Genomic DNA, 13,958 nt, shown 5'->3' on the forward strand with positions numbered 1-13,958 from the left:
TAGGCATCAGACGCTGTGTGATGGAACACGCTCAATTAGATCAATGTCATCACTCGCCAGCTCGTCACGCTTTCACGGTACAACTCTAGTGACGGTTTTCGAGTGATCACGAGCTCTGACGATGTCACGACAGGATGTCTTGGCAACCCTTATCCGCAAGACGCAGGTGAATCGCTCGCCCGTCGTCTTGCCTGGCCCGGATGACAGAGGATCACTTCGATCCCGATGCATGCCGCGGCTCAACGGCAACGGTCGAGTGAATCATCTGCTCGCCTTTTGCATCAGACCGCTACTGGAGGATGGATCATGAACAAGCTGACTGCTGCACTCATCGCAACTGCCTTTGCACTGCCGACCGCCGCTGCCTATGCCGATCACCACGAATCCAGCAATACCGGTTCCGCCAATACCGGTGCTCACTCCACCAAGGTAGAGGGTGGCACAGCCGCTGGCCATGAAGGTGGCATGGTGCAAGACGATGCCGAACGCAATACCGAAAGTGGTTCTGCCAACACCAAGAAGGATTCCATGATGGTGGAAGGCGGGACCGCACAGTCTGAATCCGCCAAGCACGGCAAGGTGATGGACGAAGGCGAGGACCACATGGGTGTGAGCCCGGAGTCCGGCTCGGCCAACACTGCCGATGGCAGCATGAAGACCGAGTGAACGTCTTCTGATCCCGAGGATGACTCGGGTACGGCATGATCTCGTGGTGTGTCCGGGCAGGTCGCCAGCACGATCCGTCCACTGACATCACGGGTGAAACGACAAGCCCCCGCCATTGGCGGGGGCTTGTCGTTGTCTGAAGAACAGCGCGAGAGGGCAGGGCCAGGGCACGCCCGACGCCTTACCACCAGTCGGGGCTATGGAGCTCCTCGCCGGCCAGCAGGCGTTCCCTGGCCATGAAGAGGGCGGCGATGGCCCGCGCCTCGTGGAAGTCCTCGCGTGCCAGCAATGCCGGCAGCTCGTCGAGGCGATGGCGCTCGACGACCAGAGGTTCCGGCTCATCCCCCGGCAGACGCTTCTCGTACAGGTCACGCGCCAGCATGACGTTCATGCGGTGATCCATGTAGTTGGGTGCCAGGCTCAGTTCGGCCAGCGGCTCGATGTCGTGAGCGCCGAAACCGCACTCCTCCATCAGTTCACGGTTGGCGGCGGTCACCGGGTCTTCGCCGGGGTCGATCAGCCCCTTGGGCAGGGTCAGCACGTACTGCTCCGGCCCGGCGGCATATTCACGGATCAGCAGTACGTGATCCGGGTCTGGCATGGCGACGATCATCACCGCACCATGGCCACCACTCTTGAGACGCTCGAAGCTGCGCGTCGCGCCATTCGAGAAGGTCAGTTCCAGCGCCTCGACGGTAAACAGCCGCGAGCGAGCCACCTCGCGTCGCGAGTCGATACGGGGGGGTGTCAGCGCGTCTCCATCGGCGTAGTGCCCGATGGTCGAGTGATCGGGGCGTGGCGCATCATCCATCGGAAGTCCTCAAGGCAGAGATCAAGAAGCGGGCGCCGGGCAGGCGGTCATGCCCGAGCATCAAGCTGTCGCGCCCATCGTGGCAGGCTGTGCCGGGCAGGGCAATTGTCGTGAGCTTGCCGGCATCGCTGATGTCCCGTGTGGGCACATGCGCAGCGCAGGACCATGCTTTACACTATACAACCCCAAATTCCCCGCCGGCTGACAGACTACCGATGATTGACTGGACCACGATCGACACCGTGCTGCTCGACATGGATGGCACCTTGCTGGACCTGCATTTCGACAGCCACTTCTGGCTGGAGCACCTGCCACGCCGCTACTGTGAGCTGCATCGTCTCGATAGCGCACTGCAGGCGGACCTCAAGGCGCGCATCATCAGCGAATCCGGCACGCTCAACTGGTACAGCCTCGATTACTGGAGCCGCGAGCTGAAGCTGGATGTTGTCGCGCTCAAGCGTGAGGTGCAGCATCTGATCGGGTATCGCCACGAGGCAGAGGACTTTCTCGCCTGGCTACGGGATCAACCGCAGCGCGTGGTACTGGCGACCAACGCGGACCGTCACGGGATCGAGCTCAAGTTCGGTCTGACCGGCATGGGCGATTACTTCGATGCCGTCGTCTCCTCGGCGGATCTCGGACACGCCAAGGAGGAGCAGGCCTTCTGGCATCGGCTCAACGAGATCGAGCCCTTCGAGCCGGCACGTACCCTGTTCATCGATGACAATCCCCAGGTGCTGGAGAGTGCGCGCACCTACGGTATCGCGCATCTGCTGGGCGTGCGTCAGCCGGACTCGAAGCGCGAAGCGCGTGACTTCGAGCACGTGCACGGACTGGACGGCTTTGCCGTGCTGACGGCGGGGGGCGGCCTTCATCTGGAACACGAGGAGCGCAAGGAGTCTTGATGAGTGACCAGGTACGCATCGACAAGTGGCTGTGGGCGGCGCGATTCTTCAAGACGCGCGGCATGGCTAAGAAAGCCATTGAAGGTGGCAAGATCCAGTACAACGGCAGCAAGGTGAAGACGTCCAAGACCGTCGAGGTCGGCGCCTTGATCGAAGTGCCGCAAGGTTGGGATCGGCTGGTGGTCGAAGTGCTGGCACTCAGCGACCAGCGCCGTGGCGCGCCCCAGGCGCAGGCACTCTATCAGGAGACGCAGGAGTCGCGTGCGCGCCGCGAACGGGAGGCCGAGGTGCGTCGCCTTGGCAATCAGGGCATGAGCCCGCCCGTGGGACGTCCCGACAAGAAGCAGCGGCGCAGCATCCACCGCTTCCAGCGCCAGGATTCCGAAAGCTGACGACACAGGCTCTCGCCACCCTTGCGGGGGGAAAGCCTGTGGACGTCACGTTGATACTTACCCAATTCATGACGCACGGCCCGGCCTTCGGTGCTGAAGCCGAGGCAGGCCTGCGTCGTCGCCGAGGTTCATCGCTGCCACCAGCTCGTGGTCCACGAGCTGGTGGCAGCGATGGCTCGGTTCGAGGAGCCCCCAATGAGTGATCACGACATGCAAGACCCTGACAAGCAAGCCGGCGACGCCCACGAAGAGACGACGCCGAATTTCGATCAGATCCAGCGATTCCTGTTCGACGCCACCAATGTGCGCGGCGAGATCGTCACCCTGGACAAGGCCTATGCCGAAGTCCTTGATCGTCATGCCTATCCCCAGGCCATCTCGCGCCAGCTGGGCGAGATGCTGGCAGCGGTGGCGCTGCTGACCGAGACCATCAAGCTGGATGGCACCATGACACTGGAAGTGCGTGGCACGGGGATCGTGCGTCAGCTGATGGCCGAGTCCAATCCCGGCGGTGAGCTGCGTGCCATTGCCCGTCTCAGTGACGAGGACGTGCTGCCGACCGATGAAGCCACGCTCCAGGCTCTGGTGGGGCAGGGGCAGATCGTCATCACGCTGGACCCGCGTGACGGCAAGCGTTACCAGGGGATCGTGGCGATCGATCAGGACAGCCTCGCCGGTTGCCTGGAAAGCTACTTCAGTCAGTCCGAGCAGCTGCCGACGCGTCTGTGGTTGATGGCCGATGCACAGCGTGCCGGTGGCGTGATGCTCCAGCAGCTGCCTGACGACGATGCCAACAAGGACCCCGATGCCTGGGAGCGAGTCGTCCATCTCGCCGACACCCTCAAGGCCGAAGAACTGCTGGCGCTTGATCAGCAGGACGTGCTGCACCGTCTCTATCACGAAGAGACCGTGCGCATCTTCGAACCCAAGGCGCTGCGTTTCGGTTGTACCTGTTCTCGTGAGCGTCTCGGCGCGGCACTGCACAGCATCGCCGCGGACGAGTTGCGCCAGATCGTCGCCGAGCATGGTGAGCTGGCCACGCAATGCCACTTCTGCCATACCCGGTATTCCTTCAATGCCGCGGAAGTCGAAGCCATCATCGAAGACCCGGCCGCAGGCAGCCCGATCGTCCACTGAGTCCAGCAATCGCGCTGGCGTCAGCGCGGCCTGTTGGCCTGCCTTGCGTCAGCTCGGGCAGTGTTGGCCGGAGTCTCGGGCGGAGACTGTCGATGCGCAGCAGCTGTCGATGGGCAGGTGCTATCGATGGGCAGGTGCTGTCGACGACGGGCAGGAGGGGCAGGAGTGCAGGAGGGGCGCCCATCATGGGGCCAGCGGCAGGGGGGGCAGCGAGCGAGGTGAAATTGTCGGACATTTCGCGTCTCGAGTGTCAGTCAATGCGCTGTCGGGCGTTGCAGCAATCAGCGTTTCCGCCCGAGTCCCTTTTTGCCATAATGCCTTGCCAGTACGGGGCTGGACGCTCCGTTGCGGCAACATGGCCTGTAGGCCATGGTCGATTCCGGCAGCATCGTTCGATACCCCAAAATAAGCCTGCGGCATGTACCGCCGGCATCTGGCAAGAGCCATCAAGAGAGAGGGCGGCCCTGAGCCGCGGAGACGCGAATGAGCAAGCATCAAGACAGTGCGGTGACCACTCACACCAATCTCAGCAGCGCAGAGCTGATCGAGCTGGCAGTGGCTCGCGGCGAAGGACGTCTGGCCGACAACGGCGCGCTGGTCGTGGAGACGGGGGCTCGCAGTGGTCGCTCCCCGAACGACCGCTTCATCGTCGATGAGCCGTCCACCTCGGACGCCATTGACTGGGGAAGCGTCAACCGCCCGTTCAGCCCTGAACGTTTCGACGCGCTGTGGGACCGGGTCGAGGACTACCTCGGTGCGCAGACAAGCTTCGTGTCCGAACTGCACGTCGGCGCCGATCTCGAGCATTACCTGCCGATTCGTGTCACCACGGAAACGGCATGGCACAACCTGTTCGCGCGTACCATGTTCGTGCGTCCGGACAGCTTCAATGCCAAGGACAAGAGCGAGTGGACCATCCTCAACGCGCCGCACTTCGTGTGTGAGCCCGAGCGCGATGGCACCAACTCCGATGGCGTGGTGCTGATCAACTTCGCACGTCGTCGCGTTCTGCTGGCTGGCATGCGCTATGCCGGCGAGATGAAGAAGGCCATGTTCTCGGTGCAGAACTTCCTGCTGCCGGAAAAGGACGTGCTGCCGATGCATTGCTCCGCCAATGTCGGTGATGACGGCGAGACCACGCTGTTCTTCGGTCTTTCCGGCACCGGCAAGACCACTCTGTCCGCCGATCCGGCGCGCCATCTGATCGGCGATGACGAGCACGGCTGGGGCGAAGGCACCGTCTTCAACATTGAAGGGGGCTGCTACGCCAAGTGCATCGACCTCTCCGAGAAGAACGAGCCGGTCATCTGGAATGCCATCAAGTTCGGCGCCGTGCTGGAAAACGTGGTGCTGGATGACCGTCGCGGTGCGGATTACGGCGACGACACTCTCAGCCAGAACTCGCGTGCGGCCTACCCGCTGGAGCACATCGAGAAGCGCGTGCCGGAAAATCGTGCCGGTGAGCCGAATGCCATCGTCTTCCTGACCTGCGACATGTCCGGTGTGCTGCCCCCGGTGTCCGTGCTCAGCAAGCAGGCGGCCGCCTATCACTTCCTGTCCGGCTACACCGCCAAGGTCGGCTCCACCGAGATGGGCTCCACCGCCGGCCTCGAGGCGACCTTCTCCACCTGCTTCGGCGCGCCGTTCTTCCCGCGCCCGGCGCGTGAGTACGCGGATCTGCTGATCAAGCGCATCGAGGCGTTCGGCTCGCGCGTCTATCTGGTCAACACCGGCTGGACCGGTGGTGCCTACGGAGAGGGTGGCTCACGCTTCTCCATCCCGACCACCCGCAGCATCATCAGCGCGATCCAGAACGGCGCACTCGCCGATATCGAGACGCGTCACATCGACGTGCTCAACCTGGATGTGCCGGTGCGTGTGCCGGGCGTCGATTCCAGCCTGCTCGACCCGCGCGAGACCTGGGAAGACCGCGCTGCCTATGACAGCAAGGCGCGTGACCTGTCCGCCAAGTTCGTCGAGAACTTCAAGAAGTTCGCCGGTGTGGATGAGGCGATCATCGCGGCGGGCCCGGCGCTGGTCTGATCGGCCGCCGTTCTCGCGATACGCCAGATGAAAACGCCTCGCTCGGGTGACCGAGCGAGGCGTTTTCATGTCCGGACAGCGATGACACCGCTTTCGGATCACGGCTGCGACATGGCGTGGCTCAGGGGCTGCCACCGGCGGCCAGAGAGCGACTGGCAGGCGCATCCAGCGCCTCTTCGTCTGACAGCGGGTTGCCGGTGGTATTGGCGCTCAGGATGGCCTCCGTCGCCAAGGCGTCCTGTGGTGCCATCCTGCGCTCGTCGTGGGCCGTATCAGGAGGCTCGGGCGTGTTCTCTCCGGGCATTTCACTGTCCGGCAGGCGCTCGGCGACGAAGGGAGCGGGGGCCTGATACCACCAGCGGGTGGTCCAGGCGCGCATCACCCGTTCCGGGTACCAGGTCTTGCCGAGGCTGCCATTGTAGCGGGCCAGTGCATCGGTGATGTCGCCCTTCTCACGCTTGAGGTAGTGGGCGAGGATGGTGGCGCCGTAGCGCAGGCTGGTGTCCTGGTCGAGCAGGTTGTCGCCCGGCTCGCCGATCTCGCGCTTCCAGAATGGCATCACCTGCATCAGCCCTCGCGCGCCGGCATGGGATACCGCCGTCGGCTTGAAGGCGCTTTCCACCTGGATCACGGCCAGAATCAGCTCCGGTGCCAGCCCCGTGCGGGTGGCTTCGCGGCGGATCTTGCGCAGCAGGTCGATCCGGGCGGCGCGATCGGGCATGTAGCGCTCCAGACGCTGCTGCATGCTCAGCACCCAGTGCAGGGCATCGATGGGGTCGTCGAAGGCTTCAGGCTCTGCCAGCGCTTCTCTCAGGCTTTCACGCAGTGCCGGAGAGAGGCCGTGCTCGGGGATGGCGGCCGCAGCATGGAGGGGCGCGCTCTGCAGCATGGCTACCATGCTGCCCACCACGAGACAGGCTGCTCCTGCCAGGTGGCGGAGCAGGCGTTGGTGGTGTGGAGTACGAGCGCCTTCGGGGCGTGGTGTGGTCATGCGCAGTCCCTGCGTATCGGTCATGCCGGCATTATGCCGTGTTCGCGGCGTTGACGTTAATGCCCCAGTCAATCAGCCGCCTGAAACGACGACAGCCCGCCCCCGAGAGGGGAGCGGGCTGTCGTGCTTCGCGTCAAGGAAGCGCCCTGGGCGGCGCCTGAGGCTTATTTGCCGCTGCGCTCGGCCAGGAAGTCCATCAGGTTGTCGACGGGGACCATGGTCGCGTCCGCGTCCGTGCGGCCCTTGTACTCATACTCGCCGTTGTCGAGACCGCGATCACCGATCACCAGACGATGCGGAATGCCCAGCAGTTCGCCATCGGCGAACTTGTTGCCCGGACGCAGATCACGATCATCCAGCAGGACATCGTAGCCTGCGGCGGTCAGCGCCTGATAGACACGCTCGGAGGTCTCGCTGACGCGCACGGACTTGTGGGCATTCATCGGCACGATGGCGATCTGGAAGGGTGCGATGGCTTCCGGCAGCACGATGCCGCCCTTGTCGTTGCCCTGTTCGATGGCCGCGGCCACCACGCGGGTCACGCCGATGCCGTAGCAGCCCATCCACAGCGGCTTGGCCTTGCCGTTCTCGTCGAGCACGGTGGCGTTCATGGCATCGGAGTACTTGGTGCCCAGCTGGAAGATATGACCCACCTCGATACCGCGCGCGATGTCGATCACGCCGTGACCGTCCGGTGACGGGTCACCCGCGACGACATTGCGGATGTCGGCGACTTCCGGCAGCGGCAGGTCGCGCTCCCAGTTCAGGCCGAAGTGGTGCTTGCCTTCGATGTTGGCACCGGCACCGAAGTCGCTCATCAGAGCGACGCTGCGATCGATGATGATCGGCATCTCGAGTCCCACCGGACCCAGCGAGCCGAAGCCGGCGCCGACGGCGGCACGCACTTCCTCGTCGCTGGCCATGGTCAGCGGCACGGCGACCTGTGGCAGGTGTTCGGCCTTGATCTCGTTGAGCTCGTGATCACCGCGTACCATCAGCGCGACCAGCCCTCCCTCGACACCTTCGGCCGCCTTGACGATCAGCGTCTTGACGGTCTTCTCGATGGCCAGGCCATGCTGCTCGACGAGGGCGGCGATGGTCTTGGCATTCGGCGTATCGACCAGCTGCATGTCCTGAGTCGGTGCAGCGCGTTGCGGCGTCTCGCCCAGCGGTGCGGGCAGAGCCTCGCACTTCTCGATGTTGGCAGCGAAGTCGGAGCCGGTAGAGAAGGCGATGGCGTCTTCTCCGGAATCGGCCAGCACGTGGAATTCGTGGGAGCCGGTACCACCGATGGAGCCGTTGTCGGCAATGACGGGGCGGAAGTCGAGACCCAGGCGCGTGAAGATGCGCACGTAGGTGTCGTACATCACCTGATAGGTGTCCTTGAGCGAGTCTTCGCTCAGGTGGAAGGAATAGGCATCCTTCATGATGAACTCACGGGAGCGCATCACACCGAAGCGCGGACGAATCTCGTCACGGAACTTGGTCTGGATCTGATAGAAGTTGGCCGGCAGCTGCTTGTAGCTGTTCAGCTCGCGACGCGCGAGGTCGGTGATGACTTCCTCGTGGGTCGGGCCGACGCAGTAGTCGCGCTGATGACGATCAACGACACGCAGCAGCTCCGGGCCGTACTGTTCCCAGCGACCGGATTCCTGCCAGAGCTCGGCAGGTTGCACGGCGGGCATCAGCACTTCCTGGCCGCCGGCGCGGTCCATCTCTTCACGGACGATGCGCTCGACCTTGCGCATGGTGCGCAGACCCAGCGGCATCCAGGTGTAGAGCCCGGAGGTCAGGCGACGAATGAAGCCGGCACGCAGCATCAGCTGGTGGCTTATGACTTCAGCATCGGACGGGGTTTCCTTGAGAGTGGAAATCAGCAGTTGACTGGCACGCATGGGCTCAGCGATCCCTCGACTTGTCGCTTTGATCGGTACGCTTCGCAATCGCGAAGCAAGAACAGGCAGGACTTCGGCACGCCAACGGCGGGCGTATCAGCGAAGCAGACTGGGGGCATTGTACTGCCGCGAGGCTTTGTGGGGCAAAGTGCTGCGACAGACTGGAAAAAAGTGCGCCGGCCTGCCGATACTGGTGCAGGGCGCAGGGCGTCCTGTGTCAGAGGCATGAGGGCACTGCAGGACGAAGACTGCCTCGTCAGGTGACGGGGAGGGTCGCACAAGGAGAGGTGGACATGGCGTCACAGGATCATCACGCAGGATGCGCGCCCGTCAGACGACACCCGCGGTGGCGGACCGCTCTGGTGCTGATGGTGCTGGTGTCATGTCTGGGGCTTTCCCTGTGGCTGGTGAGCCGCCATCTGCCGATTCCCTTCGTCGATGAGGGAGTCCATTTCGCGCAGATCCGCCAGTTTCTGGAGGGCGACTGGCATCAGCATCCCAAGCTGACCACGCTGACGCTCTATCACGCCAGCATGGCGCTGGTACTGATGACGCTCCAGACGCTCGGGGACTGGCTGAATCTGCCGCTGGCGACAGCCACCATGACGGGACGCTGGCCACAGATGCCGTCGGTGGACTGGGTGCGCGGTCTTTCGCTGGTGGGCTTCAGCGTCATGGCGTTCCTCCTCTGGCGGGCATTGCCGCAGGGCTACCGGCGTCTCGCTCCTTCGCTGGAGGCGCACGACGCTCGTCACCAGGCCAGCCGTCAGTGCTGGCAGTGGCTGTGGCTGCCGATCATCTTTCCCTATCTGGCGCTGGTGTATACCGACCCCTGGATCATCGCGCTGGTCGCGTTGCAGCTCGTCGCACTGGTGCGAGAACAGCGTCTGCTGCTGATGGTATTGATCATGGCGGGATTGGGGTTGCGTCAGGACAGCATCGTGCTGCTGGGGTTGTGGGGCGGCCTGCTGCTGTGTCTGACCCATCACAAGGCCGTGAGCGAGGCGCGGATGGCAGGACTGGCGACTCCCTTGCGCGCGCCGCTCTCTCGGCTCTCCACCTGGTGGACACTGTTCATCAACTGGTGGTGGGTGCTCGGGCTACCGGTGGTCGCCTTTCTCGGCTTCCTTCTCTGGAATGGCGGCATCGCCATGGGAGACACCACGCGCCATCAGGCCGGTTGGCACACCGGCAATCTCGGCTATTACCTGGCGGTGATCGGCATGGTGTTCCTGCCGCTGTGGCTTTCGGACCTGCCGCGTCAATGGCAGGGGATGAAGCGTGCATGTTCGCGGGAGGGATGGCGGCGAGGAATGCCGTTGCTGCTGCTGGCGGTCGGCCTGTGGCTGGTGCTGGCAATGAGCTTCGAGCTGACCCATGACTACAACTTCCAGCGCTGGACGATTCGCAATGTCTGGCTGATGTGGTGGAACGAGCACCCGGTCGCGCGCTGGATCACCCTGCTGATGTCCACCAGCGTGGCCTTCTGGTGGCTGAGAGCACCGTTGAGACTGGGGCATGGTGGGCTGCTGCTGGTGATGCTCGCGCTGATGATCTGCACGCGGGAATTGATCGAGACGCGCTACATGCTGCCGTTGATCACCGTGTACCAGCTGCTGCGTGTGCCTGAGCGTCCCGCCGTGGAGCGCGCGATGACGCTGTGGGCCATGGCGATGGGAGTGATGCTGCTGGCGGGACTGGTGCTGACCCGCACCTTGCCCTGAAAGCCGCAGGGCGAGGGAGCAAGGTGCGGACTGGAAGCTGTCAGGCCTCGTCGTGCTGATGGCGGGCTTCTGCCGAGGCGTGCGGATCGGTGCTCGGAGTGCTGCCACGGGGTGACTCGGCCACCCAGGCATAGGCGGCTTCTCGCTCGGCAGGCGAGAAGTGGCGGACTTCGATGGAGCGCACCAGATGCTTGCTGAATTCGGTGACGTGACGCAACCACTCGGCCTTGCTGATGATGGCCTCGCGTTCGAAGTCGCCAAGATGACGCAGGGCGTAGCCGATATCGTTGAGCAGCGCTGCCGGCGTGATCAGCCCGAAGCGCTCGATTTCCACCAGCAACGAGATGCGCTCATGGCGCGCGAGGCGCTCATCACATTCGCGGATCACGGGAGCGAGCGACGCCTGATCGATGCTGCCTTCCAGCCGCAGGGCGACGACGTGATCAGCGGGACTCTTGAGCAATGTCAGCATGTTGGGCTCCTGCACGTGAGCGTGGTGGGGGAGTGGGTCACACAGCCACTCTGACAGCGATGTGACACATTTCAGTGTAGTCGCATGTAGCCATCGCAGCAGGCGCATCTGCGCGCCAGCATCACGGGGAGAGCGCCATGACGGCGTACCCCGGCCTGTCACTCACACCGTTTCGGACGCAGTCCGTACCACAATGGCAGCGCGACCAGCAGGCTGCCGCCCAGCAGGTTGCCGATGCCTGCCGGCAGGATGTTCCAGCGCATGGCGTCCCACCAGCCGGGGCCTTCTCCCGTCGGCATGATCATCGAGAAATAGGCCATGTTGGCCGGGCTGTGCTGGAAGTTGCCTGCCACGAACAGACTGACGGCCAGCACGATGGGCACGAACTTGTCGATGATGGTCCTGCCCATCACGGCGAGAAATGCCGCCATCCCGACCATCCAGTTGCCCAGCATTCCCGACAGCACCAGCGAGAACCAGCCTTCGGCACCTCCTGTCTGTTGATAGTGCATCTTCTTCGCCACCAGTTCGGCCAGCAGCTGATAGTGCTGGGGGGAGTAGACCTGTGCCACCGAGATCACCCAGCCTGTCAGCATCGTGCCGAGCAGATTGCCTATCCAGGCCAGTACCCAGAACTTCAGGCCGCGCCGCAGCATGTCACTGCGGGAGCAGTTGAGCGCACTGACCGGCAGGATGACATTGGCCTCGGTAAAGAGGGCGGCACCGGTCAGGATGACGAGGAAGAATCCGACCGAGAACCCGACCCCCTGAAGCAGCAGCTGCAAGCCATGTGTCTCGACCCCGGTCGACAGCAGGATCGAAAACAGCGCCCCCATGGTGATGAAGGCGCCGCCCAGAATGGCCAGTACCAGAATGCGGGGGGCTGACAGGGTATGGATGTGTTCGCAGGCTTCTCGACAGATTTCCTGTGCCACATCACGGGAAGCGATGAACTGGGCGGCAGGGCGGTGGGACGAATCGTCGGACATGGGGAGTTCCTTCGGCCATTTCATGAGGCGGCAATGAGGTGGGGCGGCAATGAGATGATGCACACTCACGTGGGCTCAGAGGAAATAGACCTTGGGGAGCAGAGAAGTCAATTCAATCGCACAGGGCACCTGGCGGTGAGTATCGAGCAGGTAATGGCAGCTCAGCAGGGGGTGGCATCTGGCGAGGTTTCTGGACGACAGGCATGAAAAAGCGCCGCCCGGACATGATGAACATGACATGGCGACGCTCTTGAATGCTGCTTGAGTCTGTCCTGCTTGGCGTGGTGCTGCCTGAAGCGATGGTACGGCCAGCCGGACTCGAACCGGCACGCCCGAAGGCAGGAGATTTTAAGTCTCCGGTGTCTACCGATTCCACCATGGCCGCGCAGACTGGCGCATAACTTAGCATATTTCAGAACAAGGTCAACTTTAATGCGTGACATACGAGGGTTAACTGATTGTTCTGCAATCCCTTTGCCTCATCACTGAGGGCAGCGATGCACATGACGCGCGTTCGGGTATCCGGGCGGACAGGCGCAATGAATCCTCTGCGCAAGACGTGTGCAACAGGGGCTCAGGCAAGGATGAGGAATGAAAAGACCAGCGGGAAATGATGCAGGTACTGAAGGCGAAAATCAGAGAAGACCGACAGGGAGTGTCAGTGATTCAACAGATGAAACGAGATGGATAATGTAGAAAAGCAAGACGACCAGGAGGGAAGGTGTCTTGTCCATTTCAGTGCAGGACAGGGGATGTCAGGCGTTCTGAAATGGAGGCTGGAGTCGGAATCGAACCGGCGTACACGGAGTTGCAGTCCGCTGCATGACCACTCTGCCATCCAGCCTCAATGATCGAGATGTCAGTCGAAACTGATGTCTGATCCGAGGTTTCTCTGCGCGTTGCGCAAGAGAATTGAGTCAATGTCGAAGTGCCGTCAAGGCCACCTGTTTCATTGGAGCGGGAAACGAGATTCGAACTCGCGACCCCAACCTTGGCAAGGTTGTGCTCTACCACTGAGCTATTCCCGCTGAACTCGAGGTCGAATTATACGGATAATTCCCATGCTGTCAAACAGTTAATGAAAAAATGTCTCGCAGACCTGGTGGTCGGAAACGACGACGCCCACCTGCCGAAAGGGCGGGTGGGCGTCTCGAGAACTGGCCTCTGCCAGTCGGGCAACTTGCTGGGCCAGTGTCGTACTGAACATTCGTCATGCTGAACATGCGCCGCGTGTCAGACGGAGCGTATCAGTTCCGGCCATGCCGCACGCAGGTAACTGATCATCGACCACAACGTCAGGGCAGCGGAGATATACAGCAGGCCGAGGCCGGCATCGCCCCCGAGACTGCCTGGGGAGAAGTACAGCAGCATGAACAGGGCGAGCATCTGGGCAGCGGTCTTCAGCTTGCCGACCCATGAGACTGCCACGCTGCCGCGCTTGCCGATCTCGGCCATCCATTCGCGCAGTGCGGAGATGACGATCTCGCGACCGATGATGATCAAGCTGGGAATCGTCATCCACAGGCTGTCGTAGCGTTCGATCAACAGTCCCAATGCCACGGCGACCATCAGCTTGTCAGCCACCGGGTCCAGGAAGGCGCCGAAGGGCGTCGTCTGATTCCAGCGTCGCGCGAGATAGCCATCGAACCAGTCGGTCACTGCCGCCAGGGCGAACAGCAGGGCGGTGACGGGCAGGCTCCAGTCATATGGCAGATAGAAGCACACCACCAGCAGCGGAATGAACAGGATGCGGATCAGAGTCAGGATATTGGGAATGCTCATCGTGACGGCACGAGTCCTTGCATGAAGCGTCGGGTGGCTGGGCGAAATCAAGGGCGACGCCCCGAAAGGGCAGATCGCTCCGCTAGCGCCGCACAAGTCGTCTATTCTAGCCTGCCGGTGAGGTATTCAGCCATGCCAAACCGCAGGATAT

Annotated in this window: 12 protein-coding genes and 3 tRNA genes; 6 read left to right on the forward strand and 9 right to left on the reverse strand. The window is 62.7% G+C overall.

Annotation, left to right across the window (positions count from 1 at the left end; genetic code table 11):
* The first annotated feature begins 306 nt into the window (after positions 1-306).
* Positions 307-666 (forward strand): hypothetical protein, encoded by a 360-nt coding sequence (locus tag PJK54_RS02700; RefSeq protein ID WP_065392586.1) that lies wholly within the window; start codon positions 307-309, stop codon positions 664-666.
* Positions 667-847: 181 nt separating this feature from the next.
* Here PJK54_RS02700 and nudE read toward each other — a convergent pair whose 3' ends face one another.
* Positions 848-1,477: an ADP compounds hydrolase NudE gene (gene nudE, locus PJK54_RS02705; protein ID WP_077374968.1), complete on the reverse strand. Its 630-nt coding sequence runs from the start codon at positions 1,475-1,477 to the stop codon at positions 848-850.
* A gap of 215 nt (positions 1,478-1,692) precedes the next feature.
* On the opposite strand from nudE, the gene PJK54_RS02710 reads away from it, so the two are divergent.
* The 4 genes from PJK54_RS02710 to PJK54_RS02725 all read left to right on the forward strand — a co-directional run bounded on the left by PJK54_RS02710 (position 1,693) and on the right by PJK54_RS02725 (position 5,954).
* Positions 1,693-2,382 carry an HAD-IA family hydrolase gene (locus PJK54_RS02710; protein WP_077374965.1) on the forward strand — a complete coding sequence of 230 codons (690 nt, stop codon included), beginning with the start codon at positions 1,693-1,695 and terminating at the stop codon, positions 2,380-2,382.
* Positions 2,382-2,774: an RNA-binding S4 domain-containing protein gene (locus tag PJK54_RS02715; RefSeq protein WP_077374962.1), complete on the forward strand. Its 393-nt coding sequence runs from the start codon at positions 2,382-2,384 to the stop codon at positions 2,772-2,774. The genes PJK54_RS02710 and PJK54_RS02715 overlap by 1 nt, the downstream gene beginning before the upstream one ends.
* Before the next feature lie 210 nt (positions 2,775-2,984).
* Complete coding sequence (gene hslO / locus PJK54_RS02720) at positions 2,985-3,911, forward strand: Hsp33 family molecular chaperone HslO (protein WP_271302319.1); 927 nt, start codon at positions 2,985-2,987, stop codon at positions 3,909-3,911.
* Positions 3,912-4,394: 483 nt separating this feature from the next.
* Entirely contained in the window at positions 4,395-5,954 is a 1,560-nt protein-coding gene (locus PJK54_RS02725) for a phosphoenolpyruvate carboxykinase (protein ID WP_084208062.1), read from the forward strand.
* Positions 5,955-6,075: 121 nt separating this feature from the next.
* Here PJK54_RS02725 and PJK54_RS17820 read toward each other — a convergent pair whose 3' ends face one another.
* Entirely contained in the window at positions 6,076-6,945 is an 870-nt protein-coding gene (locus PJK54_RS17820) for a lytic transglycosylase domain-containing protein (RefSeq protein WP_333781906.1), read from the reverse strand.
* A gap of 164 nt (positions 6,946-7,109) precedes the next feature.
* Complete coding sequence (locus PJK54_RS02735; protein WP_271302192.1) at positions 7,110-8,840, reverse strand: proline--tRNA ligase; 1,731 nt, start codon at positions 8,838-8,840, stop codon at positions 7,110-7,112.
* A gap of 293 nt (positions 8,841-9,133) precedes the next feature.
* On the opposite strand from PJK54_RS02735, the gene PJK54_RS02740 reads away from it, so the two are divergent.
* On the forward strand, positions 9,134-10,564 hold the full coding sequence (locus PJK54_RS02740; protein WP_271302193.1) for a hypothetical protein: 1,431 nt from the start codon (positions 9,134-9,136) through the stop codon (positions 10,562-10,564).
* Positions 10,565-10,604: 40 nt separating this feature from the next.
* Here the strand turns inward: PJK54_RS02740 and PJK54_RS02745 are convergent, their stop codons facing one another.
* The 6 genes from PJK54_RS02745 to pgsA form a co-directional block, all read right to left on the reverse strand.
* Positions 10,605-11,036, reverse strand: coding sequence for an STAS/SEC14 domain-containing protein (locus PJK54_RS02745; RefSeq protein WP_167592971.1), 432 nt, complete (start codon positions 11,034-11,036; stop codon positions 10,605-10,607).
* A gap of 158 nt (positions 11,037-11,194) precedes the next feature.
* Positions 11,195-12,025 (reverse strand): formate/nitrite transporter family protein, encoded by an 831-nt coding sequence (locus PJK54_RS02750; protein WP_169477214.1) that lies wholly within the window; start codon positions 12,023-12,025, stop codon positions 11,195-11,197.
* Between the two features lie 300 nt (positions 12,026-12,325).
* Positions 12,326-12,410: transfer RNA gene (locus tag PJK54_RS02755), tRNA-Leu, on the reverse strand.
* A 385-nt stretch (positions 12,411-12,795) separates the two neighbouring features.
* Positions 12,796-12,869 (reverse strand) — tRNA-Cys (locus PJK54_RS02760).
* Positions 12,870-12,978: 109 nt separating this feature from the next.
* A tRNA-Gly gene (locus tag PJK54_RS02765) sits at positions 12,979-13,053 on the reverse strand.
* Between the two features lie 205 nt (positions 13,054-13,258).
* Positions 13,259-13,807 carry a CDP-diacylglycerol--glycerol-3-phosphate 3-phosphatidyltransferase gene (pgsA, locus tag PJK54_RS02770; protein ID WP_077374945.1) on the reverse strand — a complete coding sequence of 183 codons (549 nt, stop codon included), beginning with the start codon at positions 13,805-13,807 and terminating at the stop codon, positions 13,259-13,261.
* Between the last annotated feature and the right edge of the window lie 151 nt (positions 13,808-13,958).

Source organism: Cobetia sp. MMG027 (assembly GCF_027947415.1).
Classification (GTDB): domain Bacteria; phylum Pseudomonadota; class Gammaproteobacteria; order Pseudomonadales; family Halomonadaceae; genus Cobetia; species Cobetia marina.